Source organism: Limnohabitans sp. (assembly GCF_031538885.1).
GTDB lineage: Bacteria > Pseudomonadota > Gammaproteobacteria > Burkholderiales > Burkholderiaceae_C > Limnohabitans.
On record NZ_JAVKLW010000081.1, the window covers coordinates 1 to 3,586 of the forward strand.

A 3,586-nucleotide genomic window follows, 5' to 3' on the forward strand; every position below is an offset into this window, starting at 1 on the left:
CGCTCATGGCCTTGGCCGCTGGCACGTTTCAGGCAGATGACCTCGACCCCTTGAACCGCCCGCGCTTTTATGCCGATCAATTGGTACACCACGGCTGCACACGCAACGAGTACTACGAATTCAAAGCCAGCGCCGAGCAGCCCTCGGATTTGGGCTGCATGATGGAGCACATGGGCTGCAAAGGCACACAGGTGCATGCTGATTGCAACATCCGCTTGTGGAACGGCGAAGGCTCATGCACGCGCGCAGGCTATGCCTGCATTGCGTGTACCGAGCCTGGCTTTCAAGAGCCAGGCCATGCCTTCCACGAAACCCCCAAGATTGCGGGCATTCCCATTGGCCTGCCCACCGACATGCCGAAGGCTTGGTTTGTGGCGCTGGCCTCGCTCTCGAAAAGCGCAACGCCCAAGCGTGTGCGCGCCAATGCCACCGCCAGCCATTTGTTGGTCAAGCCCGTGGTGAGAAAGACGAGGTTGAAATGAGCCGTTTATTGGTCGGGCCTTTTAACCGCGTGGAAGGGGACTTGGAAGTGGCCTTGGAGGTGCAGGACGGACGCGTAGCATCGGCCCAAGTCAACGCCACTATGTACCGAGGTTTTGAGCAAATCTTGCAAGGCAAGCCTGCACACGATGCGCTGGTGTATGTGCCGCGCATCTGTGGCATTTGCTCGGTCTCTCAGTCGGTGGCCGCTGCGCGGGCGCTGGCCGATCTGGGGGGCATCACCATGCCTGCCAACGGCCAACATGCCACCAATTTGATTTTGGCTACCGAGAACTTGGCAGACCATTTGACGCATTTTTATTTGTTCTTCATGCCTGACTTTTGCCGCCCGATTTATGCGGCACATGCGTGGCATCCAGAGCTGGTGCGTCGCTTCGCCACCGACACGGGCGAGCGTGTGCGCTTGGCCATTGCCGCGCGTCAGCGCTGGTTGATGTTGTTGGGCACCTTGGGTGGCAAATGGCCCCACACCCATGCGATTGAGCCTGGCGGCTCCAGCCGTGCGATTGATGCGGCAGAGCGGGTGCGCTTGCTCGCCCGTGTGCGTGAGTTCCGCGCCTTCTTGGAGCGCGAGATGTTTGCATCGCCGCTGGACGTGTTCAATGCCATAGACAGCGAAGAAGCGCTGTGGCAGTGGTACGCGCACAACCCCCACGCGGGCGATGTGCGGCTTTTTTTGAGCCTGGTTCACGATGCGCAGCTTCAGCACCTAGGCCCAGGCCCTGGGCGCTACCTGAGCTATGGCGCGTATGCGCAAGCGCACGACAGCGCTGCACCTGCGCAAGAGGGCGTCGCGCCAACGCAAGGTGGTTTTGCAGCAACGCAAGGTGGTTTCGCATTAGCACGTGGCGTTTGGTGCGATGGGCCATTGGGCCAGCCAGGTTCAGCACAGGCGCTGGATGTGAGCAGCATCACCGAAGATGCCACCCATGCGTGGCTGGTCGATGGCGGTGTGCCTCTGCATCCCATGCAGGGTGTGACGCAGCCTTTGCTGGACAAGGCAGGGGCTTACACCTGGAACAAGGCCCCGCGTTTGAATCAGCAGGTGGTCGAGACGGGGGCGATTGCCCGTCAACTCGTCAGTGGGCAAGCCTTGGTGCGCGATGTGGTCATGCGCCACGGTGGCACAGTCTACACCCGTGTGTTGGCGCGTTTGGTCGAGCTCGCTCGCATGGTGAGCGAGATGGAACACTGGCTGCACCAGATCGTCCCCGAGCAGCCGTTTTGTGTGCCCACCCACCTGCCCAAAGACGGTCAAGGCGTGGGCCTGAGCGAGGCCGCGCGGGGCAGCTTGGGTCACTGGGTGTGCTTGGAAGGCGGGCGCATTGCCAACTACCAAATCGTCGCGCCCACAGGTTGGAATTTTTCACCGCGCGATGCCACGGGTCAGCCTGGGGCCTTGGAACAAGCCTTGGTCGATGCACCTGTGCGCGAAGGCGAGCAAACACCTGTTGCGGTGCAACACATCGTGCGCTCGTTTGACCCCTGCATGGTGTGTACGGTTCACTGACGCATCATGTCCACTCTGCCGCAGCCTGATTTTTTGCAAAACGCGCTCACGCCGAATCCGTTTGACGATGTTGATGAGTCCACATGGCTGGACGTGATCCATAAAATGGATGAGGTCTACTCCAAGCTCATCGCCGATGAAATTGAACTAGAGAAAAAAAATGCGGAGTTGGAACAGGCCTACCGCGAACTCCAAAACACCCACGAAGTGCTCAAGCGCACCCAGCAGCAGTTGTTGCACTCCGAAAAAATGGCCTCACTCGGGCAACTGGTGGCAGGCGTTGCCCATGAGCTCAACAACCCTATCAGCTTTGTGTTGGGCAATGCGCATGCCCTGAGCCGCTACTGTGGTCGTTTGCAAACGTATTTGGCCGCTGTTCATGCCCATGCTCCTGATGAACACTTGCAAGCCCTGCGACAGTCGCTGCGCATTGACCATCTCTTGGAAGACTTGCCGTCGTTGATTGATGGCACTTTGGAAGGCGCTCAAAGAACCTCCGACATCGTGCATGGGCTCAAACGCTTCTCAGCAGTGGACACCGAAGAGATGGCGTTCCTCAGCTTGGTAGATGTGATTGACCGTGCGCTGCACTGGGTGCAAAAAGGCGTGGTTTCTTCGTGTCAGGTGCATTGGCAAGGCGCAGCCGATGTTCAGGTGTGGGGCAATGCGGCGCACTTGCAACAGGTGTTGATGAACTTGCTGCAAAACGCATTTGACGCCACGCGCACGGCAAAGGCGGGCCAGATATGGTTGAGTTTGACGGCAGACGACAAGCACGCGCAGATCGTGGTGCGCGACAACGGGCACGGCATTTTGGCCGAGCATGTGGTGCGGGTGTTTGACCCGTTCTTCACCACCAAACCCGTCGGCCAAGGCACAGGCTTGGGCCTGTCCATCAGCTATGGCATTGTGGAACAGCACAAGGGCCAACTCAGCGTGCGCAACCACCCAGAAGGCGGGGCCGAGTTTTGTTTGCGCTTGCCTTTGCGCCAAGCCTAACGGGATAGTTTTTTCGATGTGGGCGTGAGTCGCAAATCGCGTGCAGGCACAAAACCTTCGTCGCGTAAAGCGCCTTCTACCAAATGGTATTGCACATCGCCTTGCATCACACCTGGCAAGCTGATGATGGACCACGCATACGCACGAACTTCCGCCATGCGTCCGCGCAAAGTTTGTATTTCTAGGCGCTGGCTTGCGCTGGCTTGCGTGGCTGTGCAGTTTTCAACCAAGTGGTGGTTTTCTTGTGCCAGTGCAATCAAGCGCAATGCCAAACCGCGCTCTTGCGGTACATACAGATACGAGAGGATGGCCACACAAGGATCGACGGGGTGGTGCTGCACTTGTTGTTGGTTCATGTCGTGACGAATCAGATCCCGGATGGCTTCAGAACGGTTGGAGTACCCCCGTGCCTGCATTTGCGCTGCAAAAGCATCGTGGCTAAATTTGCCCAGTCCCCGAAAAATCAAAGTTGTTAAATTTCAGCGGGATAAGCAGGGTCCGCTGACTGAATACTCACACTGCGGCGTGCTGCTGATCCGGTTGAATGGCTAAGCGCAGTCCAAGGGCCTTAAGCAC

The 3,586-nt window shown here is 58.3% G+C and carries 3 protein-coding genes and 1 pseudogene; 3 read left to right on the plus strand and 1 reads right to left on the minus strand.

The window, feature by feature from the left end; genetic code table 11:
• The 3 genes and pseudogenes from RMS03_RS06655 to RMS03_RS06665 all read left to right on the plus strand — a co-directional run.
• Nucleotides 1-482: pseudogene (locus RMS03_RS06655) on the plus strand (HupU protein); the annotation flags it as partial.
• Nucleotides 479-2,011 carry a nickel-dependent hydrogenase large subunit gene (locus RMS03_RS06660; RefSeq protein ID WP_310626302.1) on the plus strand — a complete coding sequence of 511 codons (1,533 nt, stop codon included), beginning with the start codon at nt 479-481 and terminating at the stop codon, nt 2,009-2,011. The pseudogene RMS03_RS06655 and the gene RMS03_RS06660, both read left to right, overlap by 4 nt.
• Nucleotides 2,012-2,017: 6 nt before the next feature.
• On the plus strand, nt 2,018-3,010 hold the full coding sequence (locus RMS03_RS06665) for an ATP-binding protein (protein ID WP_310626303.1): 993 nt from the start codon (nt 2,018-2,020) through the stop codon (nt 3,008-3,010).
• On the opposite strand, the gene nikR is transcribed toward RMS03_RS06665, so the two are convergent.
• On the minus strand, nt 3,007-3,477 hold the full coding sequence (gene nikR, locus RMS03_RS06670) for a nickel-responsive transcriptional regulator NikR (protein WP_310626304.1): 471 nt from the start codon (nt 3,475-3,477) through the stop codon (nt 3,007-3,009). The two genes, RMS03_RS06665 and nikR, sit on opposite strands and share 4 nt — an antisense overlap.
• Nucleotides 3,478-3,586 lie beyond the last annotated feature (109 nt).

Bases quoted from the DNA above. Each gene is read 5' to 3' on its own strand.
- RMS03_RS06665 (WP_310626303.1), top strand. From the start codon at position 2,018: ATGTCCACTCTGCCGCAGCCTGATTTTTTGCAAAACGCGCTCACGCCG.
- RMS03_RS06660 (WP_310626302.1), top strand. From the start codon at position 479: ATGAGCCGTTTATTGGTCGGGCCTTTTAACCGCGTGGAAGGGGACTTG.